The organism is Paenibacillus campi (genome assembly GCF_034659835.1).
Lineage (GTDB): Bacteria > Bacillota > Bacilli > Paenibacillales > Paenibacillaceae > Saccharibacillus > Saccharibacillus campi.
Genome location: NZ_JAXSQZ010000010.1, coordinates 1 through 23,695, shown reverse-complemented (window position 1 = coordinate 23,695; position 23,695 = coordinate 1). Strand labels below are relative to the sequence as shown.

General features: G+C 46.8%; 15 protein-coding genes and 11 tRNA genes. 8 read left to right on the top strand and 18 right to left on the bottom strand.

Annotation, left to right across the window (positions count from 1 at the left end; genetic code table 11):
• From U1I11_RS19025 to U1I11_RS18990, 8 genes are all read left to right on the top strand, one after another.
• A complete protein-coding gene (locus U1I11_RS19025; RefSeq protein ID WP_322907807.1) occupies positions 1 to 447 on the top strand; it encodes a response regulator in 447 nt (148 codons plus the stop codon).
• A gap of 296 nt (positions 448 to 743) precedes the next feature.
• The gene (locus U1I11_RS19020) at positions 744 to 1,232 is read left to right on the top strand and encodes a DUF4334 domain-containing protein (protein WP_322907708.1); all 489 of its coding nucleotides are present in this window, start codon (positions 744 to 746) and stop codon (positions 1,230 to 1,232) included.
• 291 nt (positions 1,233 to 1,523) lie between these two features.
• Positions 1,524 to 4,217 carry a hypothetical protein gene (locus tag U1I11_RS19015; protein ID WP_322907707.1) on the top strand — a complete coding sequence of 898 codons (2,694 nt, stop codon included), beginning with the start codon at positions 1,524 to 1,526 and terminating at the stop codon, positions 4,215 to 4,217.
• Positions 4,210 to 5,487: an efflux RND transporter periplasmic adaptor subunit gene (locus U1I11_RS19010; protein WP_322907706.1), complete on the top strand. Its 1,278-nt coding sequence runs from the start codon at positions 4,210 to 4,212 to the stop codon at positions 5,485 to 5,487. The genes U1I11_RS19015 and U1I11_RS19010 overlap by 8 nt, the downstream gene beginning before the upstream one ends.
• A gap of 4 nt (positions 5,488 to 5,491) precedes the next feature.
• Entirely contained in the window at positions 5,492 to 6,181 is a 690-nt protein-coding gene (locus U1I11_RS19005; protein WP_322907705.1) for an ABC transporter ATP-binding protein, read from the top strand.
• Positions 6,178 to 7,347 (top strand): ABC transporter permease, encoded by a 1,170-nt coding sequence (locus U1I11_RS19000; RefSeq protein ID WP_322907704.1) that lies wholly within the window; start codon positions 6,178 to 6,180, stop codon positions 7,345 to 7,347. Before U1I11_RS19005 ends, U1I11_RS19000 begins: the two co-directional genes overlap by 4 nt.
• A gap of 377 nt (positions 7,348 to 7,724) precedes the next feature.
• Complete coding sequence (locus tag U1I11_RS18995; protein ID WP_322907703.1) at positions 7,725 to 9,188, top strand: sensor histidine kinase; 1,464 nt, start codon at positions 7,725 to 7,727, stop codon at positions 9,186 to 9,188.
• Positions 9,185 to 9,880: a response regulator transcription factor gene (locus U1I11_RS18990; protein ID WP_322907702.1), complete on the top strand. Its 696-nt coding sequence runs from the start codon at positions 9,185 to 9,187 to the stop codon at positions 9,878 to 9,880. Before U1I11_RS18995 ends, U1I11_RS18990 begins: the two co-directional genes overlap by 4 nt.
• 267 nt (positions 9,881 to 10,147) lie before the next feature.
• Here the strand turns inward: U1I11_RS18990 and glmS are convergent, their stop codons facing one another.
• From glmS to U1I11_RS18900, 18 genes are all read right to left on the bottom strand, one after another.
• Entirely contained in the window at positions 10,148 to 11,980 is a 1,833-nt protein-coding gene (glmS, locus tag U1I11_RS18985) for a glutamine--fructose-6-phosphate transaminase (isomerizing) (protein ID WP_322907701.1), read from the bottom strand.
• An 846-nt stretch (positions 11,981 to 12,826) separates the two neighbouring features.
• Positions 12,827 to 14,167 (bottom strand): phosphoglucosamine mutase, encoded by a 1,341-nt coding sequence (gene glmM / locus U1I11_RS18980; RefSeq protein WP_322907700.1) that lies wholly within the window; start codon positions 14,165 to 14,167, stop codon positions 12,827 to 12,829.
• A gap of 190 nt (positions 14,168 to 14,357) precedes the next feature.
• Positions 14,358 to 15,950, bottom strand: a complete 1,593-nt coding sequence (locus U1I11_RS18975; RefSeq protein WP_322907699.1) for a CdaR family protein — start codon at positions 15,948 to 15,950, stop codon at positions 14,358 to 14,360.
• Entirely contained in the window at positions 15,928 to 16,770 is an 843-nt protein-coding gene (gene cdaA / locus U1I11_RS18970) for a diadenylate cyclase CdaA (protein ID WP_322907698.1), read from the bottom strand. The genes U1I11_RS18975 and cdaA overlap by 23 nt, the downstream gene beginning before the upstream one ends.
• Positions 16,771 to 17,071: 301 nt before the next feature.
• Positions 17,072 to 17,686, bottom strand: coding sequence for a zf-HC2 domain-containing protein (locus tag U1I11_RS18965; protein ID WP_322907697.1), 615 nt, complete (start codon positions 17,684 to 17,686; stop codon positions 17,072 to 17,074).
• A gap of 499 nt (positions 17,687 to 18,185) precedes the next feature.
• Positions 18,186 to 18,755, bottom strand: a complete 570-nt coding sequence (sigW, locus tag U1I11_RS18960; protein ID WP_322907696.1) for an RNA polymerase sigma factor SigW — start codon at positions 18,753 to 18,755, stop codon at positions 18,186 to 18,188.
• Positions 18,756 to 19,202: 447 nt separating this feature from the next.
• On the bottom strand, positions 19,203 to 21,998 hold the full coding sequence (gene ppc / locus U1I11_RS18955; protein WP_322907695.1) for a phosphoenolpyruvate carboxylase: 2,796 nt from the start codon (positions 21,996 to 21,998) through the stop codon (positions 19,203 to 19,205).
• Between the two features lie 598 nt (positions 21,999 to 22,596).
• Positions 22,597 to 22,670 (bottom strand) — tRNA-Gly (locus U1I11_RS18950).
• Positions 22,671 to 22,676: 6 nt separating this feature from the next.
• Positions 22,677 to 22,750, bottom strand: a tRNA-Pro gene (locus U1I11_RS18945).
• Between the two features lie 21 nt (positions 22,751 to 22,771).
• Positions 22,772 to 22,848: transfer RNA gene (locus U1I11_RS18940), tRNA-Arg, on the bottom strand.
• Positions 22,849 to 22,852: 4 nt separating this feature from the next.
• Positions 22,853 to 22,927, bottom strand: a tRNA-Gly gene (locus U1I11_RS18935).
• 6 nt (positions 22,928 to 22,933) lie between these two features.
• Positions 22,934 to 23,015, bottom strand: a tRNA-Leu gene (locus U1I11_RS18930).
• 17 nt (positions 23,016 to 23,032) lie between these two features.
• Positions 23,033 to 23,108: transfer RNA gene (locus tag U1I11_RS18925), tRNA-Lys, on the bottom strand.
• Positions 23,109 to 23,112: 4 nt separating this feature from the next.
• A tRNA-Gln gene (locus U1I11_RS18920) sits at positions 23,113 to 23,187 on the bottom strand.
• A 16-nt stretch (positions 23,188 to 23,203) separates the two neighbouring features.
• Positions 23,204 to 23,279 (bottom strand) — tRNA-Val (locus U1I11_RS18915).
• Between the two features lie 125 nt (positions 23,280 to 23,404).
• Positions 23,405 to 23,476 (bottom strand) — tRNA-Glu (locus tag U1I11_RS18910).
• Positions 23,477 to 23,495: 19 nt separating this feature from the next.
• A tRNA-Thr gene (locus U1I11_RS18905) sits at positions 23,496 to 23,568 on the bottom strand.
• A gap of 1 nt (position 23,569) precedes the next feature.
• A tRNA-Asn gene (locus U1I11_RS18900) sits at positions 23,570 to 23,645 on the bottom strand.
• Between the last annotated feature and the right edge of the window lie 50 nt (positions 23,646 to 23,695).

Sequence of the window (23,695 nt, the reverse complement as noted above, 5' to 3'; positions counted from 1 at the left end):
GTGATGATCGCAACCAATGACCGTGTTATGCGTGACGGATTAAGCTATCGCATCGATTGGCATGCATACGGGTTTGAACTGGTCGGTACGTACGACAACGGGCAAACAGCGCTGCAAGCATTAGCGGATATCGTGCCGGATTTGATCATTTCGGATGTGGGCATGCCTGTGATGGATGGGCTTGAGCTGGCTGAACAAGTACAACGACACTGCCCGAACGCCAAAATGGCGCTGTTGACGAGCTTTGATGAATTTGATTATGCACGCCGGGCGAGTAAATATCATATTCACGATTTTATTTTCAAGCCGGTGATGATGCCGGATATTCGAAGTTTGTTATCCCGCATTCGCCAACAGCTGGATGAACGAACATTGCTCATTACCGATCATAAAGCTGTCGACTGCAACGGTTCTGCACATCTGACGAGCAAAGTGACCCACGATTAAACATTATCCACACTTATTTCTACTCTACACCGCCTGCTTTTCTCCTCCCCATAGTCAACAGCCATAATTATATAATGGCTAAGCAAGCATAACATCTGTAGCTGTCTGGATCATTATACCGCTCTATATTTTGCTATCGAATGACAGCAATGATCGTGGAATTTGCTATTTTTAAACGGTTCACGTTTCAGTATAGGTTATTTAGCCTTATACTTTATTATCAGGATTTTTTTCCTTTTAATTACAAATGATACTATTTTCGTTGCTGTATGCCCATTTCAGAAGGAGGCGCTTCGATGCTGGAAACACTGGAACCGCAATTTTGGAGTCTGACGTATCAGGAACGAATCTCTCCCCAAGCAGCCTTTGATTTGTATGATGAATTGGATGCGGTTGAGCTTGAACATATGATCGGCGTATGGCGCGGTTTTGAGCTGCATACCGGGCATCCGATGGAAGGTGCATTGGAACAGTTGCACTGGTATGGTAAAGCGTTTCACTCGGTCGATCAGGTCGATCCATTGCTATTTTACAAACGCAACGGTCATATTTTCGCTGCCGATCCGGGTCGTATTTTCGATAAAATGAAAATTGTACCCAGCTCTGGTGGTGAAGGTCGTCTGCGAATGGTCGAACATCGCGGACGCATTACAGCGACGCTCGTTTATGATCATTTGCCAATTATGGATCATTTTCGCCGTGTCAGTCCGGATGTGTTGATGGGTTATATGGATATGAAAGGCAATGTGGAGCCGTATTTCTTTTATTTGAAAAAGCTAGGGTAAACGAACGGTTGCTGTATTGCACGTTTGATCGATGTTGGAACCGCTTACTTTAATACTAAATTGAATATAAATAAAAGCGTAGCCGATCGTGCATCACTAGCTACGCTTTTTGCGCTGTCATACGGTAAATTGTCGTCCACATGACTGCTCTTGTATCAGTTTATAAAAAGTTTAAACTTCGTTTAAGCTCTGGCTAAAATCAAAGCGTTTTTATTTATATCGACTTTATGTTCTTCCTCTACACTACATCTATATACGTTACAACATAGCTAAAGATCAGGAGGAACATGAATGAAGAAGCATCCATCTTACGTTGCCCTGCTGGCTGGTATCGTTGTCGCCAGCAGCTTATCCGGCATGCCGGCAGCATGTGCCGCTCCCGCCAAAGTAGCCGCTACACAGAGCGCCGCTACCAACAATCGCTCGCTTGCCTCCTTACCCGCTATCTCGCTGCAAACTGGCGTTAGCGTCCGCTTGACCGACATACAGCTTGCCGCACGCCATGCAAGCGGCGTACTTACGTACACATTAACTTACACGAATCAAACATCCAGCCCGTACAAACTAATCAACTCTTTCGCACGTGTTTACACCGTCCAAAATGGCTTGGTCAAAGGCATCCTCATCCCCGAGCATAAAGATCGCATCATGATCGCCGCAGGCACGAGCCAGTCGATTACCTATTATGTGCGTGTACAAAACCAGAATCGGCTTGCAGGCAGCAAAATTTCCATATACGGTTGGGATTTTAACAGTGCCACTTATGAAAAGAAACTGGGCACCTTTACCGTACCCTCAAGCTATTCACCAGCGCTTCCGTCCGGGCAAAGTGCCAACGTAATCGTAAACGGCACACCAATGAAATTGCAGCCGCAACAACTGCAAATCGTCAATTTTAACGGAAAACGTTATGCACGATTGACCGTTACTGTGACCCATCTGGGCAGCGGGTTATTAAGCTCATTACCGTATACGTCTTATTTGCAAGCAACAGGTGGTGCCAGCTATCCGCTCTCACTGGATCAGTCCAGTCGTAAGCTTGATATACAACCAGGCGAGACGAGTACGGTGCAGTATGTAACAGCGATTCCGAGTGCGTTACAAACGAACAATCTGCTCATGCAAATTACACAAACAAATAGCTCAACCGACAGCAAAACCGATACCGCATCGACTGCCGCCAGTCTCGAACTACCTATCGCTTCATTCAAACTGCCTGCCGCCAGTGCATCCAGTCTGACGGTACCGGTTGCCCAATCACGCAAGTTGATGATCGATGGAACGACGATTGAGACACAACTTCGTGCCGCTACGATGTCTACGAGCGGTAATAAAGCGACATGGACATTGCAATTCCGCTTAAAAAATACAGGCGGCAAAACGATCGTATTGCCTGCTTACGAAACGGCGATTCGTTCGGCAGAAGGCTACACATTCCCGATTACGACGAAAGCTTTTGCCAGTCTTACCCTCAAACCGCTGGAAGAAAAGCTCATTCAGCTAGCGACCACAGTGCCGTTACAGCTCAAGCAACAACAGCTGCAATTGCAATTGATCGAGCCTGCGGTAACAGCGCAAGATAGCGGTGCCAATGCGGTGCCAACGACCGATACGGCGCGGACGGGCACAGCGATTATTTTGCCGACTGCCTTTTATATGATTCCGTACAAACAGGAACAGAGCCAATCGATTCAGACCGAATACACATTCGATAACAATTACGGCAGCTTTGGCGTGACTGTACAATCGGTGCAACGCCTGCCGTGGACGAGCGACGATATCGTTGTCACCAAGTTCACACTGCGTAATAGTGGAACAGACGCTGTTAATGTGCCGACGCTAGGGGGCTGGATCAAAACGGGGAACGATCGCAGCAGCCGCTCGATCCAGCTTATTGCCGAGAACAATAACAGCTCACTTGGTGCCGGGGAAAGCCGTGTTTATTATGCGGTAGCGAATTTAGATACCGGGCTGGACATCGATCAATTGAAACTGGAACTTGCTCCGACTGCCGATGTAGCTTCCGATAGCACTGACCAAACGGCGGCATCGACACTGGACAGCAGCAATCCGTTTCTGTCACTCCTGCTCGGACAGCCTAATTCAGCCGTTACACACATCGCTAGTGGAAACGCCTTCCACATAACGACAAGCGGCAAAAAAGCACAGCTTAACGAACGTCGTACATTAACGTATGGCGTACAGAGCCAAAAGATCGTGTATACCGAGCTAGAACTAAAAAACGAAGAAAAACACAGCACCGCTTCATCCCGTCTAGTCGCTTATTACAAAACACGTGCTAATGAATACTATGAAGCTACAGTCGTACAGCCAGAACAATCAATCGGTCCGGATGGCAAAAGTCTAATCAACGTATCCGCCAAACTACCTGCTTCAGTAAACACATCCGAGCTGACACTATATGTTGGCGAAGCGATTACAGATGGCAAAATGGCGACTGCCGGCACAACGCCTACTGGCTATATTAACGCTACCGAGCTTACCCTTCGTCCACAGACAACTCCGATCGTTGCTGGCGTCAGCAGTGAGATGGATTTGTTCCCATACCGTTTTGCGCTTAATAGTGTAACCGGATCACTAAATCAAGGTGAAGACAGCATGGCGATCAATATGACATACAGCTTAAGCAAAGATAATACGTACACGATGGGCACCTACGGACATACGCTTGTGTTGCAATGGATCGACCAGAATGGACGCGTACAAGAGAAAAGCTTTGCACCAGGCACAGACTTGACGCTTGGCAAATCGATCCCGTACTCGCTCACACTAACAAGCAATACGTACAAAACGAGCACAGGCGGTCATTTTACGATCAATGCGTATGACGAATTCCAAGGTGAGCGCATACTGCTTGGTGCACAAAGCTATCCGATCGACTTTGCCGCGGTCATCATTCCACCGACTACTTCCATGCAGAGCAGTAGCAATATGTCAGCCAATAACGGAGGTTCTCATGCATAACAAAAAGAAAATCTGGATCACCGCATCGGTCGTCGCCGCGCTTGTTGCCGCCTCTGCTACCGTTTATCTGTTATGGCCCAAACAGACGCAAGAAACAGTAATCGATGCCACACCGTCGATCGCTGTCCAAAAAAGCGAAATTACCGTGCTAATTAAAGGTTCAGGCCCAGTCAAAGCTACGAATCAGACCGTTGTGTACACCGAGCAGGAAGGCACGATTCGCCAAGTCGTCGGCAAACTGAATGCGCACGTCCAAAAAGGACAAGTACTCGTTAGCTACAAACCAAAAGACAACACCAAAGACGTAACCGAGCAGCAAAATACACTCAAACAGCAGCAAAGCGATCTGCATGCCAAACAAGAGCAATACAAACAGCAAATGATGGACAACACCGCTCAGACCGAGCTGGACAGTACCCATCAAGCGATTGAAAAAGCAAAGGATGATATCACCACTACTCAAACCGAGCTGGCGCGTCTGCTAAAAGAGCAAGCGGCACCGGCTCCACTGCTTGCCCCTGCCGACGGAACGATCACCAAAGTGAATGTGTTTGCTGGCAGCGCCACGAGCGCGGGAGCTGAAGCATTTACGATTGTAAATTATCGCGATTTGAGCGCCACGATTCAAGTGGACGAACTGGAAATTTTAAAAGTTCGTCCTGGTATGAAAGCGACGCTTACGCTCGATGCGATGCCTGCGCAAGCGTTTATCGGGCATGTCGCTTCCATCGCTAATGAAGGTTCTGCCAAAAACGGTGTTTCCACCTTCGGCGTCACGATCCATCTCGATGATCCCGGTCAAATTAAAGCAGGCATGTCAGCACAAGCGAACATTCTCGTACAGCACAAACAAAACATTCTTGTCCTACCGATCGAATCGATCATTCAGCAGGGCAATCGTTATATAGTCAATAAGCTGGACAGAACGACCCAACATTCGCCAGCATCCCCACCACCGACCAAAGAACAGCCGATTACGGTCGGTATTCACGATCAGAGTCAAGTGGAAATCGTAAGCGGATTAAAAGAAGGCGATCTTATCAGCGTTCCCTCCTCAGATATGAGCGGTCTTAGCACAGCGACGAGTAACGCCAATCAAGGTGCCAGCGGCTTGACGAGCGATAGCCAGACAATGACCGATGCCAGCACAACGGGCACGACCGGTGTAACAGATAGCACATCTTCTTCTACTGGCATCAACAGCGGTGATGCCACAAGCAGCAGTACCGGTAGCGGCGACAGCAGCAACTCCAGTAATGGAGGTGCATAATCAGATGGAACCGCTCATACAGATTGAACAGATGTCGCACGGCTATAAGATGGGCGGACAACAGATGCCGATTTTGCAAAACATTTCGCTTACGGTGCATAAAGGGGAATTTGTCGCCATTATCGGGCCTTCCGGTTCTGGCAAATCAACGTTAATGAATATGATCGGCTGTCTCGATTTGTCCAATAGCGGCGATTATATGCTGGATGGGCATAATGTGCGCAAGCTGTCCGATAATCGACTCGCCAGCATTCGTAACGAGAAAATCGGCTTTATTTTCCAAAGCTTTAATCTGCTGCCCAAGTTATCGGCAGTGGAAAATGTAGAACTGCCGCTCATCTATCGCGGACTGTCCCAACGCGAACGTAAACGACGAGCGATTCAAGCGTTACAGCAAGTCGGGCTGGAAGAACGGATGCACCATCGTCCTAACCAACTATCCGGCGGTCAGCAGCAACGGGTGGCGATTGCGCGCGCACTTGCCGGTAATCCGCCGCTGCTGCTTGCCGACGAACCGACTGGGGCGCTTGATACCCATACCGGGCATGAAGTGATGCAAATGATCCAACGGCTGCATGCACAAGGGCATACGATCATTTTGATTACCCATGATCTGGACATCGCCCAGCAAGCGAAGCGAGTTGTGCGCATTCAAAATGGGATGCTGACCGAGGACCGGAGGAATGAAGTATGATCTTTTTTCAAAGTATACGGATGGCGCTGCTTAGCATTATCGGCAATAAAGTACGCTCATTTTTAACGATGTTGGGCATTATTATCGGGGTGTCATCGGTTATTTTGATCGTGTCGCTCGGGCTTAGCTTTAACAATCAGGTGAGCGAGCAGTTTGGCGATCTGGGCACTGATCTGTTGTCCGTTAATATTTTCGGGTATGGAGCGGTGACGTCAATGACAGCGGAGGAAGTGAATGATCTCGGTAATATTCCAGGCATAGGCGGTGTATCACCGACCATTTCCGGTAATGTTACCGCCAAAAACCGCAATCGTAATACCGACGTATCGATCGAAGGTGTACTGCCTGCCTATGAATATGTAAAAGATTTTCATGTACAACGTGGACGTTTTTTGCTACAAATCGATAATCAGTATCGGCAAAAAGTCGCTTTGATCGGCACCGAAACGGCTACCAAGCTGTTTGGCATGCAAAACCCGGTCGGGCACGATATACGGCTAAATGGCGATACGTTTACGATCGTTGGCTTGCTCAAAGCAAAAGGCAGCAGTTTAAGCGGCTCCAATGACAATAAAATTCTAATTCCACTCGCTACAGCCGAGCGCTTTTTACAAACGAAAGGCATTCAATCGTTTGAGGTCAAAGCGCGTGATCCGCAGCAAATTCCTGCTATTAAAGCACGACTGCAACAAGTAATGACAGACAAGATTGGCGATCCGTCCGGCTTTGATATTTTTGATGCACAGGCGATGATCAAATCCGCGGAGAAAACGACCGCATTGCTCGCCGCTTCCCTTGCTGGCATCGCTGGCATTTCACTAATTGTGGGCGGTATCGGTATTATGAACATTATGATCGTCTCGGTTAATGAACGCACACGCGAAATTGGCATTCGCAAAGCGATCGGGGCGAAGAAAAGTAATATTTTGCTGCAATTTATGATCGAATCGATTTTTCTCAGTACGCTCGGCGGCAGCTTTGGCATTGGCACCGGGCTTGGACTCGTCTGGATTGCCGGGCATTTCACTCCGTTTCAAATTCAATATGCATGGAGTATGGTAGCGATCTCGTTTGCATTTTCGTTTGTGATCGGTGTGCTATTTGGCATCATTCCGGCGCATAAGGCAGCACGGTTGCGACCGATTCATGCGTTGCGTACGGACTAAATAATTAACGGGTATGCCAGCGCAGCCGATCTGCTAGGATACAATTGCGTACGGACTAACTAGAGTTAGCCGATACTACTCATTCACGATGTACAGACGAAGCTGGCAACGTATCGCTGCGTTACAGTCAACTTGATGCAGTTGGTGTTCATTGCGTGAACTCATTTCATTTGAAGGATGCTATCTCTAACTAATGAAATAACCACTATGACAATTTAAAGACACTGACTATTGCACACTACGATTAGAGCATCCTTGTAAACGAATCCAGGTATGTTGCCCATCCAACACGATCATGCAAACTGCTCCATCGACCGCATTATTCTGTGCTACAATAATTCCGTAAGCGCCCATAAGATGTCCAAAGGAGCAAAGGTATGACCATTAAACACCGACTGATTATTTCCAACATCCTGATGATTGTCGTACCTGTCATCATTTCCGCGATCATTATCGCAGCCGGTCAGTATATGTCGCTGCAATATTGGAAAGTCAAATATCCGAGCGATCCGTCCGGCTACGATGTGCCTGACACATTGACATCGACCGCGCTTGATTTAAGCCATGATACGAACAATACGCTCGTACAGAAGCGACAAAAGCTGGAAAGCTATTTGCAAACGAATCATATGCGGCTGACTGTGTACGATTACAAATCACGGCGATTGCTGCTTAATATGGGCGATCAAAATATCGATTCTGTGAACACGATGATTGCGGCAATCTGGGCGCTTAACGGTGATGGCAGTATCGTATTGGAAAATTCCAGTTTAACCAGCAAAAAAGTAACGATGGGCGATAAAACGTATCTGATCTCCACCTTTAATGAATATACGCCGCTGGCGGATAATTCCTACAGTACCGAATATGATTCGCTAATTACACTATTTACCGTATTATTCGCGTTAGGCGTGCTCATTACGATCTTTTTTACGAATCGGTTTTTAACGCATTTTGTGTTTAAACATATTAATCAGCCGCTGCATATGCTAATCGAAGGGGTACAGCAAATTCGCGACGGCAATTTGGATACACGTATTCGCTATCATGGCAAAGACGAATTTGCTGGCGTATGTCATGATTTTAACGATATGGCAGAAAAGCTTAAGCAATCGATGCAGCTTATCCAACGCCAGGAAAACAATCGCAAAGAACTGCTCGCCAGCATCTCGCACGATCTGCGCTCCCCGCTCACTTCGATTCGCGCGTATTCGGAAGGGCTGCTGGACGGTGTAGCCAACACGCCTGAAGCGCGGCATAACTATATTCAAATGATCAAAACAAAAGCCGAAGATATCGACCGCATGGTCGCCAAAATCTTTCTCTTTTCCAAAATGGATATGGGCGACTATCCCTATGACCCGGAGCTGCTCGATGTCAATCGTGAGCTGGAATCGCTCGTTCGGGCGACGATCGCGGAATATGCGGATCGAGGGCTCGATATTCAATTGGAACTGGCTGCTGAACCAGCCCGCATTTTCGCTGATCCGTTGCAACTGGACAGCATTTTTACGAATATTATGGAAAATAGTCTGAAATACAGACAACATGAACGCGGTTTGCTACAAATTCAGACGATCGTACAGCGCGAACAAATTATTATTTATTTGACCGATAATGGTCCAGGTGTACCGGAGCAATCGCTTGGTCATCTGTTTGATGTATTTTACCGCAGCGATCCGTCGCGCAACAATCCGAATAAAGGTAGCGGACTGGGACTGGCGATTACCGCCAAAGCCGTCGAACGTATGGGGGGCAGCATTAAAGCATTGCATGCTCCATCCGGCGGGCTGCGTATCATTATTCGTTTACCGCTGATCGTGCAGGAGGAACAAGGATGAAACATATTTTGATTATTGAAGATGATGAAGCGATCGCGGCGATTGAACGCGATTATTTGGAAATTAACAATTTTGCCGTTCAAATTGCCGACAATGGCATTACCGGTGCTGAACTGGCATTGTCGGGACGTTTTGATCTCATTTTGCTTGATTTGATGCTGCCCGGTGAAGATGGCTTCTCCGTCTGCCGCAGACTGCGCGAAAAGCTCGATATCCCGATTCTGATGGTTACCGCCAAACAGGAAGATATCGATAAAATACGCGGACTCGGTCTTGGCGCAGACGATTATATCGTAAAGCCGTTTTCTCCCAACGAAATGGTGGCACGGGTAAAGTCCAATTTGGCACAATATGCGCGCCTCAAAGGCAATCTGGAACAAAACGCACGCGGCGGCAATATCGAGATCGGCGCATTTTTAATCAATATTGATGCTCACCGCGCTTATTTGCATGGGCAGGAATTAGAGTTAAAAAAGAAAGAGTTCGAGCTGCTGCATTTTCTAGTCATTAATTCGAATATTGTGTTTAGTAAGGATGCGTTATACGAGCGGATTTGGGGACTGGATTCGATTGGGGATAGCGCTACGGTAGCAGTGCATATTAATCGACTACGCGATAAGATTGAAGTTGATCCAGGAAATCCCCAGTATATTCAGACAGTGTGGGGGGCAGGGTATCGGTTTCAGTTGTGAAGGTGAGGCGAAGCAGGTTTTGTCGTAGATAAGATGGAATTTGCTTCGGGCTTTTCTTTTGTGATCATGCGATCAGCAGTGCTCAGTAGTGCTCAGTAGTGTTCACCACTATGTTATATTAACGAGTATCATAGTTACTTTGTGTCAATAGCGGATCATCACCTGCTAATATGCCACAAACGACGAATGGCTTCGCCCCTCAAAACAAGGAGCGAAGCCATTATTTATATATAATTTCCTATCATTTGCAACGATTAAACTGTAATTCTACTCCACCGTCACACTTTTCGCCAAATTACGTGGCTTATCCACATCATGCTCCAATGCAAGCGAAGCATAATAAGCGAGCAATTGCAGCGTCACAACCGACAGTGCCGGGCTAAGCAATGGCAATGTTTTCGGGATCGTCATTACATAATCGACCGATTTCAGCAAGTCTTCGCGATGCTCGTCATACGAGATGACCATCACTTCGCCGCCGCGTGCTTTTACTTCTTTGATGTTACTGATCGTTTTCTCCAATACATCTTCCTGCGTCGCCAGCGCGATCACCGGAATGCCTTCTTCGATTAGCGCCAGTGTACCGTGCTTCAGTTCACCCGCTGCATACGCTTCAGAGTGAATGTAGGAGATTTCTTTCAGCTTCAAAGAACCTTCCTGTACGACCGCATAGTCAACGCCGCGTCCGATAAAAAACAGATGCTTATGCTGGGCGATATGCTCGGCATATTTTTTGATCTCTGGTGCCATAGCGAGTACCGTTTCTACTTGCTCTGGCAAAGATTCCATCGCTGCCAATGTAGCCGCGATTTCGTCTGTTGTTTGTGTACCGCGTACTTGAGCCAAATACAGACCGAACAGATAAAAAGCGATCAGCTGGGAAGTGTATGCTTTAGTCGAAGCAACCGCGATTTCAGGGCCTGCCAGCGTTGCAATCACATCATCCGCATCACGAGCGATCGAGCTGCCAACAACGTTTGTTACCGCGATCACATGCGCGCCATTTGCTTGTGCTTCACGCAAAGCGGCAAGTGTGTCCGCCGTTTCACCGGATTGACTAACTACGATCACAAGCGTGTTTTGATCGACGATTGGGGAGCGATAACGGTACTCGGAAGCAACGTCGGTTTCCACCGGAATTTTCGCCAACTTCTCAATGATGTTACGTCCGACCAGACCTGCATGGTATGCTGTACCACAAGCGACGATTTGCACGTTACGGATGTTGCGAATTTGCTCAGCCGTCAGCTTCAGATCGCTGAAATGAACGCCTTTGCCATCGTCATTAATGCGTCCTAGCATCGTATCACGATATGCTTTTGGCTGCTCGTGAATTTCTTTTAACATGAAGTGATCATAACCGCCTTTTTCAGCGGTGACTGCATCCCAGTCCACACGAATCATTTCCCGAGCAATAAAGTTGCCTTCAATCGTCATCAACTCAACCGCATCACGGGTCAGAACCGCCATTTCGCCATCGTTGAGGATGTAGACGTTACGTGTATATTTCAAAATTGCCGGAATATCAGAACCGATAAAGTTCTCGCCTTCGCCTACACCGATTACGAGTGGGCTTGCTTGACGCACAGCAACCAGTTTATCTGGTTCCAGTTCGGTCAGTACGCCAAGTGCAAATGCACCGCGCATGTACGTAACCGCCTTTTGCACAGCTTTCACGATGTCGCCTGCATATTCGCGTGCTACGAGGTGAGCGATAACTTCGGTATCGGTTTCGGATACAAATTGAATACCAGAGCGAATTAGTTCATCTTTCAGTTCCAGATAGTTTTCGATAATACCGTTGTGCACAACAGAGAACTTATGCTGTGCATCTGTATGCGGATGAGAGTTTTCGTCCGATGGTTTACCGTGTGTAGCCCAGCGTGTATGACCGATTCCTGCTGTACCGACAAGCGGATGTTGCTCCAGCTTTGATTCCAGGTTAGCCATACGTCCTTGTGCCTTTATAACTTGCAAACCTGTATCGGTAAATACCGAAATTCCCGCCGAATCGTACCCACGATACTCCAACTTACGCAAACCATCAATCAAAATTTCTTGTGTATTCTGATTTCCAATATATCCAACAATACCGCACATGTTTATATTCCTCCGCTTCAATCATTTATTTTAGAGATGAATCATACATAAGCATGCGGAAAAAGAAGCTTTACCAGGCGTTATTTGTGAATGTACATGTTTCCACCCGCTCTGCTTCCTGCTGCTTATGCACATTCATACGTATAATTAGTTATGATGCACCTGACAGAATCTTTGTCACCAGGATCACTCCTGGCATTTGGATTCCGCTTTGCGGTATAGTGCGTTACCGGAAGGTCCCCGCCGAATGTTTCGAACACCTTCACCTCGTCAGCTCGATGCATATCCGTCCGTCTCTCGAGCTCTGGCGCTTGATCTTGCAAAAGTAACCTCGATCCTCACTTTCCCTATTAGAGTCCAGCTGCTATCGTTTTATCCCTAATGTTACAGTTATATTACAAACAGCAACTCGTTCATTATATGCATCTTTTACGATTATAGCAATGATAAAAATGTGACAGCCGTATGATTGAGCAATGCAATAGGATACACCATCAATATTAACAATATCTTCATCATTAACCTATCATCTCAAACGTTAAACCGCTAGCTGGACGAGGCAGCCGTTTTATTTAGTTGTAGGGATGAATGTATAACTGGCACATCCGATACAACCACGATAGACGAGCATAAGGAGAATCGTACATGCGACAATATTGGCGAAAGTGGCTATAACGTTATATTACACCTATACAAATCCTATATTATTACACTATCATCTCGAAATTATTAACCATAGTCAGCTAAATGGAGTTTCTATTTGATCTACCACTACCGTTTCTGCCTCTCTATCGATATCAAAAAAGAGCATCCCTTTTCCAGGAATGCTCTTAGCTGATACAGCGATCAAACGAGTTCTTTTTTGACTACATCAACAATCTCACCCACATATTGCTCCAGTTCATCCTTATCTGGGCCTTCTGCCATAACACGAATTAGCGATTCTGTGCCGGATGGACGCACGAGTACACGACCGTTGCTGCCCAGCTTCGTTTCTACCCCTTTGACAGCTTCCGCGATTGCCGGATTACCTTCATAACGTGCTTTGCTTTCTACACGTACGTTGACGAGCACCTGCGGATATTTGTCCATCATCGTTTTCAGCTCGCTCAGCTTTTGACCGGATGCGACCAATGTATCGACCAACTGTACAGCCGTCAAAATGCCATCACCAGTCGTAATATAATCGAGGAAAATAACATGACCAGACTGCTCACCACCAAGTGTATAGCCGCCGCGTTTCATTTCCTCCATCACATATCGATCACCAACAGCCGTCTGTGCGGTGCGCAGGTCGAGCTTCTCAGTTGCTTTATAAAAGCCGATATTGCTCATAACCGTTGAGACGATCGTATTGTCTTTCAGCTTACCTGCACGATTCATCGCATCGCCACAAATGCACAAAATATAGTCGCCATCGACTTCTGCGCCTTGATCATCAATCGCAATCAGACGATCCGCATCCCCGTCAAAAGCAAGCCCGATATCCGCTCCATGACGCACAACTTCTTGCTTAAGCAATTCTGGATGGGTCGAACCACAGTGATCGTTAATGTTGAGTCCGTTTGGCTCAGCGCCGATCGTAATCACTTCTGCGCCCAGCTCTTTAAACAATGTCGGTGCCAGCTCATAAGCGGAACCGTTCGCGCAATCCATGACGATTTTTAGCCCTTTAAACGAATGCGTAATCGTCGATTTCAAATGTTCCAAATATTTGAATTTGGACGTATCATCATTTACGATCGTCCCCAGTTCCGCACCTACAGGGCGTGGCAATGTATCATGCTCCGCATCCATCAGCTGTTCGATCTTCAGCTCGGTTTCGTCAGACAGCTTAAAACCATCGCCACCGAAAAACTTAATTCCATTATCTTCAACCGGATTGTGCGAAGCAGAGATCATTACACCAGCGTCCGCTTTAAGCAGGCGGGTAATATAAGCAACTGCCGGGGTGCTGACAACGCCCAACCGAATAATATGAGCTCCGATCGACATCATACCCGCGACCAGCGCAGATTCCAGCATCAAACCCGAGATGCGTGTGTCCATACCGATGACCACAGTTGGTTTCTCGGCACCGTGGGTCAGTACATACCCTCCACAACGTCCGATTTGATAAGCCATTTCTGCTGTAAGCTCTTTATTGGCGACACCACGCACGCCGTCTGTTCCAAAATATTTACCCATGAATTATGCTCCTTATAATTATATTCAGTTGGATATTCTCATCCGATTAGACTAACCAATCCATCATTTGGGCATATCGGTGAATCGGTGCGGATGTGTCCGACCGATTCACCGATGTGCAACTCTTTCTTTATACGTCTTCTATACAGTCGATGTCAATAGCGTGATTCCGAGAGCACGAGCGACCGATTTAATGATACGTGTTGGCGGATACGACAGGTTTGCTCAGCGCTTGATCAACTGTGCTTGCTTGAGGAGTCGAAGCTGTACTACCTGTACCTGACTCGGCAGATGAACTATTACCGTCGTCTGCCGCTGGAGGTTTATCCGTACTGGAGCCGTTATTGCCATTTCCGCCGCCAGAAGGCTCTGTACCATTGTCGGATTCATTGCTTGGTGTTTCGGTGGGATTCGTAGGATTGTTACCTGAGCCATTTCCTGTGCCTGTACTGTTACTCGGCTCTCCCTCCCCGGTATTGCCAGTGGAACCTTCGCTATTGTTTTGCTCGGAATTGCTCGGCGTTGTAGAGCCGCTACTTTCGGTTACCGTAACGGTCACATTCATCTGTTCGCCCGGATTGGACAAACTTACCGTTTCAGGCAATACGATCTGCACAGGCAGTTTGTACGTGCCAACGACGCGCCCGCTTAAATTAACGGTAGCCTTAATATCTTCCGGTTTTACCGCTTGAATCGCATCCGGTGCTCCTTTAATACTGATTGCGACTTGCTGACTTTGCGGGTCGGTAATGGTCGCTTCCAAATTGTTGCCGATTCCAGTAAGACGCACCGGCACATTTTGCACCGTCCGCTCCGAGAATTTTTCGGTCGTAATTTTCACTTGTACCGATGACGGCGAAATGCGATCCGTATCTTCCGGCAAATCAAGCGCCGCCGTAAGCGTAACCGTTCCCGCCTGATTGATCGAACTTAGATTAACAGACGCGGTAATCGATGAACCAAGCGCCGCCAGCTCCGATTGTGAGCCATACACCGTTACTTCATCCGCGCTTACTTCCGTATTTGCCAGCACGAGATTATCCGGCAATTGACCGATATAGCTTAGCGTTAGCGGTAATGTGCGCGATGCTTTACCGATCGGCACTTGCACTTTAACCGTTGCCGGCGAGACGACAGCATCTTTCATCGCTGCACCGCTCTTATCGTATACCGCCAGTGTGACCGTTTTATTGACCGTGTCGGTCGCCCCTGCAATATTAATAACGCCTTGCACACTGCCCACATCGCGCAATCGGCTCTCCGGTAACGTTACGCTCACCTTGTCCGGGCCGTCCACAATGACAGGATCACCCTTTTGATAACCTGCCGCAGGTTCGCCCTCGACTTGAATTTGCGGTATAAACGAATTGGATGTTTTTTCTTCAATCGTTACTTTTACAAAACCTGGCGTAGACGATACATATTGCACACTAGCAGGCGTTTCCGCTACGATTGGCAATGTGACTGTGCCTGCACCTTTAATATCGCTTAAATTCACTTTGGCTTTATAACTGCTCGTTGAAAAGTAAGAAATCAGATCAGACTGTCCTCGCACTTCAATATTGACCGTAGCAGGTTCAATCGATTTTAATACATATTTGTCCTCATCAAATCCATATGGCTGCACTTCCACATTGTTGATCACACTCGTCCCCATTGCAGCGGACGTTGTTGAGGTCGGAATCGTATTGTTGTCCATGTGAACCATAACCCATAGCAAAATGCTCACTACAAGCGCGAGTATTTTGGCGACAGTATTATTACTGATCCATTTGTCCATCATCACGATTTCCCCCCTTCCGCTTCCAGAACGGGAGCTTTTTCTCTGCTGTCACATTAGGCTTAAGCGCTTCGTGCAGCTTGGAAATCAACGATTCTTCATTAATGTCACGCACTACTTGCCCGTTCATAGCAAGCGATACTTGCCCGGTCTCCTCCGATACGATCAGTGAAATCGCATCCCCGACTTCACTAATACCGATTGCTGCACGGTGCCGTGTGCCCAGTTCTTTGCTAATAAACGGATTTTCCGATAACGGAAGATAGCAGGCAGCAGCAGCAATCTGTTGTCCTTGCACAATGACCGCCCCATCATGCAGCGGCGTGTTCGGGATAAAAATATTAATGAGCAGTTCTGAACTGATCACCGACTGCATTTTAATGCCGGATTCGGTATATTCGTTCAGCCCGGTCGTACGCTCAAACACAACAAGCGCCCCGATTTTGCGCCGGGACAAATAGTTAACCGCCTTGATCACTTCGTTAATCATACGCGTAATTTCTTCTTCATCGGCTACCGTACGTCCAAATATTTTACCGCGTCCAAGCTGCTCCAAACCGCGTCGCAACTCCGGCTGAAAAATAATAAAGATCGCTAGTACACCAAACGTAAACGCCTGATTCATTAACCATTTCAGCGTATACAGATCAAACCAGCTACTGAGTGCCCAGACGACGACGAGCACCAAAATACCTTTGAGCAGCTGCACCGCACGCGTTCCACGTACGAGCAAAATGAGCTGATAAATGATATACGTAACAATCAAAATATCGATAATATCTTTAATGGAATCTTTCCAAGTCAAGTCCGCAAAATACTCCATACTGCAACCCCCGTTATGTTCTATCTGGTGGACCTTTAACCTGGCATCTGCCGTCCCGGTTATTTGCTAGAGCATCTGTAATGATAACCGCACTTGAGCACTATTATCCTATTACCCTAACTTGCTGCCAAAATGACGATCTTGGTTGAAAATAAATCAGTGAATTGGCGGCTGCAGACGACCGATGAAACCTGTTCCTATTTTCTTATTTTACACGGTTTTTCATTCAACATGCAAAGAACATCGGCAATGATACAAAAAAAGACGCCATCTTGGCAAGAGGCGCCTTTCGATTCATGATTTAATTGGTAGAGGCGACATCCGCGAATGCAGTTGAAATTTTGTACCAGAGCCAGCCTACTGCTTGATCGATCGTTTGAACTTGTCCGGAGATATGGGCAGTACTTGCTTGAAATACGCTACCGTCGATCACTGTTACATTGCCTTCAACGTCACCGTAAATCCTAGCTTGTCCTTTTTCTATCGTCAAATTGCCGTCAATAGTCTTTCCTTCCGGCACAATAACCGTATTTCCTTCAATCACAACCTGATCCAGATTTTGCCCTTTGACGATCATCTCAGGACCTTCATTCCAAAGCGGCAACGTACCGAGCAAAATAATAAAAAATGCTGCTGCTGCGGTTAAAGCCGGATGGCGTTTTAACCATGTAATCCATGCCGACGACTTTTTGGGCTTTGGCAATGCCTGCATGATCCGGTCAGTGAGCTCATCAGATACTGGCGGCTTGCGGTGATTGACAGCAAACAAGAGCAATTCAGTTTGCTCCAGCTCTTTAAAAACGGCTCGACATTCCGAGCATTCAGCCATGTGCTGCTTCAGCTCTGCTGCCCGTTCATCCGAGAGATCGCCGTCCAAATACTCATGAATATAGGAGACGGCCAGTTTGCAATCCATATGAGCCATTCCTTTCTCGTAAAATAGTGCCTCATGCATCATACCATAAACGGCAATGTGCATGGAACAGCGAATACTCTGTTAAATACGCTGCAACTTTAGTAACGTTTCAAAATAAACGAAGATTTTTACAAAATTCTCCTAGCGATGATTCATACGTAAATAATAGTGTATCGTAGGCATAAGCAGCTATATCGTTTCATCTATCAACGATTTATATATGTGTCTACGTATAGCATCGCTGTTTGCGATAGCATTCCTGCTTTGCTCACACGAATTATGCAAGGTCGGCAATACTTTTGTTTACATTGTTTATCGACTTTGGAAACTTAGAAATACATACTGATGTCCTCTACACCGTTGCCGCTGACGATTCATGCTACTGCTCGTATGGCATGCCGCCTAAAATAAAGCTCTTTCGCCACTGATTCGCGCTTAACGTATACGGTATACACAATACATAGCATCCATCATCAAAAAAACAATGTCCGCAAACATATTACAATTTGTTTTCCAGCTTTTTGCGCAAAAATTCCCGCCCACGGTGCACACGCGTTTTAATCGTCGTCACCGGCATATCCATCACTTCGCTAATTTCCTGCAGTGATAACTCCTGCAAATACCGTAGCACCATCACCGTCTTGTATTTGTCCGGCAGCGAATCGATCGCCTGATGAATCAGATGTTGTGTTTCGGTCAGCATATATTCACTCTCCGGCGTACGCTCATCACCAGGAATGAGCGCATAGCCATCGGTATTATCCTGATCGTTTAACTCGGCATCTAGCGAGAAGCTCGGCTTGCGTTTACGCAATCGATCAATACACAGATTCGTCGCAATCCGATAAATCCAGGTCGAAAATTTTTGTTTTGGATCATAACGATCCAGATTTTTATATACTCTCAAAAACGTTTCCTGCACGACATCTTCCGCCTCATGCCGATTGCTAAGCATACGATAACCGAGGTGAAAGAGTTTATCCTTATATAAATCCACGATCTCGGCAAATGCGCGCTGATCACCCTTTAGCGCCAGCTTCACCAGTCTCGTATCCAAATTATCCACCATCACTCCCCCAAACTATGTTCCCAATATGTATATGACGCACTCGTTTAACCCGTTACAGTCCACTTAAAATCGTACTGGATGATTCGATAAATTGCAATGTTAATCCATCAGTAAATATACAATTTGTTAAATTTCGACTGTAATTTATTCATTTTAACATAGGATCGTAAAATTACTGCTATCAAAACACGCTAGTGGCACACGCTAGTGGCACACGCTAGTGGCACACGCTAGTGGCACACGCTAGTGGCACACGCTAGTGGCACACGCTAGTGGCACACGCTAGTGGCACACGCTAGTGGCACACGCTAGTGGCACACGCTAGTGGCACACGCTAGTGGCACACGCTAGTGGCACACGCTAGTGGCACACAAAATGGAGCGGACGTATACCGTCCGCTCCATTTTGTATTACCTTAGCAAGTATCACAACATATGAATGTTCAGATCAACCTGTATTGCGCAGACCGGCTGCAATGCCATTGATCGTAAGCAATACTTCACGCAGCAACTCGGCATCATCTGAGCCATCTTCACGAATCGTACGCAGCTCGCTCAATAGCTGAACTTGCAAATAACTCAGTGGATCAACATACGGATTGCGCAGACGCACCGACTCTTGAATGACCGGCACATTATCCAAAATCTCTTGCTGACCGCTAATTTGCAGCACCAGCTCACGAGTCAAATTGAATTCCGCTTCGATCATACCGAAAATACGGGCACGCACTTCATCATTTTTGCACATTTTGGCATATTCCTGCGCGATCATCAGATCAGCCTTCGCAATCGCCATTTGCAATGTATCGATTAGCGTCTTAAAAAATGGGAATTCCTTATACATCTGCTGCAGTGTCGCCATATTTTCCGGCTTGTTCTGATAAAAATGCTGGATGCCCGTACCGGCTGCATACCATGCTGGCAGCAAATAACGGCTTTGTGTCCAAGCAAACACCCACGGAATCGCCCGCAAATCTTCAAAACGATCGCTGTTTTTGCGTTTGGATGGACGGGAACCGATATTCAGCTCACCTACTTCAGGCAATGGTGTCGATTGTTTAAAGAAACTCATAAAGTCCGGATCACGGAAAATTAAGTCTTGGTACTTATTCAGCGACACTTCCGAAATGCCGCGCACAATTTCGTCCCACTCCTGATTGTTTTCACCAGCAGGCTCGCCCACTTTGGCAATCATCGCTGAAGTGATCAGTGCCGAAATCGCCTGTTCCAAACTGCGATAAGCGATGCCTTGCAGCGAGTAACGAGAAGACAGCACTTCTCCTTGTTCGGTAATTTTAATACCGCCACCGATCGTATGAGGTGGTTGCGCCATAATACTGCGATCAAGCGACATACCGCCACGACCGAGCGCTCCACCACGACCGTGGAAAAATTTAAGCTTAATGCCGTATTCCTGTCCCATCGCCGTAATATCGTTTAATGCGAGACGTAGCTCCCAGTTCGCCGTCACTACGCCACCATCTTTATTACTGTCAGAATAGCCCAGCATAATTTCATGCAGATTGTTCATTGCAGCCACACCTGCACGATACGCAGGCAAATCAAGCACACGGCGCATAATCGCAGGTGCTGCATGCAAATCGTCGATCGTTTCAAACAACGGCACCGCTTGAACCGTACAATGCACCGAACCGTCCGGCAACAGACGGAACAGACCCGTTTCTTTAGCAAATACCATTACTTCAAGAATATCGCTTGCCCCTTGCGTCATACTGATCAGGTAGCTGGAAATACAAGTGCGGCCAAATTCCTGCTGTGCACGGGCAATCGTCCGATATACAGCTAAACATTCCGCTGTGCTATCGCTATAATGGAAGTAAGGCGAAGTGAGCGGACGCGGATCAACGAGCAGTTTGCCCAGCAATTCGATTTTGTCATGCTCGCTCAGCTTGGAGTAATCGTCCACAATCTGCATGCCCGCCAAAATTTCTTTTAGCGCATTTTCATGCTCCTGACTATGTTGACGTACATCCAGTGTAGCCGTATGGAAGCCAAATAGCTCCACCTGGCGAATCATTTTCTGTACATGCGTATCCGCGACATAGTCTGCATAATGATGGCGCAAACTTTTATCGATCGTCCACAAGTCTTCCAGCAGCTCGGATACGTCATTGTAACGCTCCAGTGTGCCTTGCTTCGATTCGTCCACTATATTGTTCAGCTTGCGCAGCATATAGGCGATTTTGATACGGTAAGGCTCGTTTTCATTGTTCCAGCTATATGTTTTTTCGATCGTAACGTGAAGACGGTCCTTCTGAATCGAAGACAACAGCTCCTCGGATACATCGATAATCGTTGTACTAAAGCTAAGCGAGTTCATCATTTCACGCAAAATGCGCTGATATTCGCGAATCGCCAATTTACGCTGCATCTGCAATGTTTTCCAGGTTACATCTGCCGTTACGGACGGGTTACCATCACGGTCACCGCCGATCCAGGAACCGAAACGCAGAAAGCCCGGTACATGCCAGTGATGATCCGGATAATGCTTGGCAAGCGAACGCTCAAGCTCCTGATACAGCTCTGGCAATACATCGAATAATGTTTCATGAAAATAATACATACCGTTTCGCACTTCATCCAGTACCGTCGGCTTGCGATCACGCAGCTCATCGGTTTGCCAAAGCGTAATCACTTCATTCAGAAGCTTTTCACGCAATTGCTCACGTTCACGGAAGGTCAGAGTCGGGTTGTCCAGCAGCTTCACATCTTCAGAGATACGCTTGTGAATGTCAAGAATGACACGACGCATAGCTTCAGTCGGATGAGCGGTCATGACGAGTTCCAGCGACAGATCAGCGAGCAGCGTTTCAATCTCATCAGCTGTAAAATTATGCTTTTTCAATTGTTGTACAGCGCTCTCCATCGAGCCTTTCTGTACCGTCTCTCCAGCAGAACGCTCGTAATCGCGTTTACGGCGAATACGATGATTCTGTTCAGCGATGTTAACGAGTTGAAAATAAATAGCAAACGCACGGATCACCTGATGTCGATTATCCGAATCCAGATGACGGATTAATGTTTTAAACTCATCAAATACTTCTGGCAGCGATACAGCACGCAGCGATTTGCTCAGCTCGCGGATTTTCTCTACAATATCCAATAGCTCTTGTCCGCCCTGATGCACGAGAACTTCACCAAGAATATTCCCCAAAAAGCGTACATCGCGTCGCAGCAAATTGTTCGAATGATTTTTACTTACATTCACAGTCAACTCAGACATGCTTCTCCTCCTATCCTTCCCCACCGGTATTGATTGTATTGAAGGTTAACATCTTCTTCACATCATACAACAAAGTATGTATGAATACTTTAATTAATTTGTAGGTTGTGAGTAATTATGCAAACATTCTGTCAATCATTCATAATGACTTCACAGCGTTATCGCACTACATTATTATACTACAATCGTTTAAAGTGTGAAGGCTAAATTCGTCCTATTGTCAAAATGACCATAATCCCAATCTTATTACACTGCTGCTGTAAGCTTGACCAAGAGTTACAAAATAAATCTCATTTTTCCTTTTCAGCAACTGCACCAGAATAAATGGAACAGATAGTTCCATGCATTTGCTTATACGGACTAAGTGATGTCTTCAAACGATCCTACGTATCATTTTATTGTTCACAAAGGTCGGAAATAAGACACTGTACAGCTTATCCTTTAAAATAAAACATGAATACGCTTGCATTACTATTATTACTTTGCTCGTCCACTATATCTATAATCAGCTGGGCTCACCAAGCACCATCCATCAATATAGAAGTTTCATAAAGCTGTATATAGCAAAAAAAGACCGTTTCCGGTCTTATTCACATGTTGGAGCGGGTGATGGGAATCGAACCCACGCTACCAGCTTGGAAGGCTGGAGTTCTACCATTGAACTACACCCGCGTACAATCGGGATGACACGATTTGAACATGCGACCCCCTGGTCCCAAACCAGGTGCTCTACCAAGCTGAGCTACATCCCGATGTGCAGTAATATGAAAATATGGCGCGCCCTAAGAGATTCGAACTCCTGACCTTTTGATTCGTAGTCAAACGCTCTATCCAGCTGAGCTAAGGGCGCATAATGGAGCGGACGACGGGAATCGAACCCGCGACCCTCGCCTTGGCAAGGCGATGCTCTACCGCTGAGCCACGTCCGCATGGTATGCGCGTGGAGGGACTTGAACCCCCACGTCGTAAGACGCTAGATCCTAAGTCTAGTGCGTCTGCCAATTCCGCCACACGCGCATATTGTGAATGAAGAATGGTGAGCCATGAAGGACTCGAACCTTCGACACCCTGATTAAAAGTCAGGTGCTCTACCAACTGAGCTAATGGCTCTTAATGGCTGGGGATATAGGATTTGAACCTATGCATGACGGAGTCAAAGTCCGTTGCCTTACCGCTTGGCTAATCCCCAACGTTTAAGAAAACGATGGTGGAGACTGAGGGGATCGAACCCCCGACCCTCTGCTTGTAAGGCAGATGCTCTCCCAGCTGAGCTAAGTCTCCATAAGTATTAGTCGTAAAGGTAATGCCGTCAATACAAAACGTTCAAGCGTATTTCCCAGACCCGATAGGCACTGACAAACCTTTACATCTTTAATCTTCTAATAATGATTAAAAGAAGAAAGAAATGACCCGTAGGGGATTCGAACCCCTGTTACCTCCGTGAAAGGGAGGTGTCTTAACCCCTTGACCAACGGGCCTTATTAAAATTTGAAAACAAGCTCTCAACCGGGATCGAACCGGTGACCTCATCCTTACCATGGATGCACTCTACCTACTGAGCTATGAGAGCATGGCTCCCCGAACAGGACTCGAACCTGTGACAACTCGATTAACAGTCGAGTGCTCTACCAACTGAGCTATCAGGGAATATTGTCCGCTCTTACGAGCGGTCGCTTACGCTTTCGAAGTCAGCTCTA